Origin of the sequence: Mammaliicoccus sp. C-M13, assembly GCF_022386845.1 — a bacterium.
GTDB lineage: Bacteria > Bacillota > Bacilli > Staphylococcales > Staphylococcaceae > Mammaliicoccus > Mammaliicoccus lentus.
Map to the genome: position 1 here is coordinate 1 of NZ_JAJNHQ010000036.1, position 548 is coordinate 548.

1 rRNA gene is annotated in these 548 nt (G+C 50.5%); it reads right to left on the reverse strand.

Annotated features, from left to right (window positions below):
* Nucleotides 1-24 precede the first annotated feature (24 nt).
* Nucleotides 25-548: ribosomal RNA gene (locus tag LQ615_RS13350) — 16S ribosomal RNA — on the reverse strand; the annotation flags it as partial.

Here is a 548-nt window from a genome sequence, read left to right on the forward strand (position 1 = left end):
ATGGTCATTCCGTAATATCCTTAGAAAGGAGGTGATCCAGCCGCACCTTCCGATACGGCTACCTTGTTACGACTTCACCCCAATCATCTGTCCCACCTTCGACGGCTAGCTCCTAATAAAAGGTTACTCCACCGGCTTCGGGTGTTACAAACTCTCGTGGTGTGACGGGCGGTGTGTACAAGACCCGGGAACGTATTCACCGTAGCATGCTGATCTACGATTACTAGCGATTCCAGCTTCATGTAGTCGAGTTGCAGACTACAATCCGAACTGAGAATAATTTTATGGGATTTGCTTGACCTCGCGGGTTCGCTGCCCTTTGTATTATCCATTGTAGCACGTGTGTAGCCCAAATCATAAGGGGCATGATGATTTGACGTCATCCCCACCTTCCTCCGGTTTGTCACCGGCAGTCAACCTAGAGTGCCCAACTTAATGATGGCAACTAAGCTTAAGGGTTGCGCTCGTTGCGGGACTTAACCCAACATCTCACGACACGAGCTGACGACAACCATGCACCACCTGTCACTTTGTCCCCCGAAGGGGAA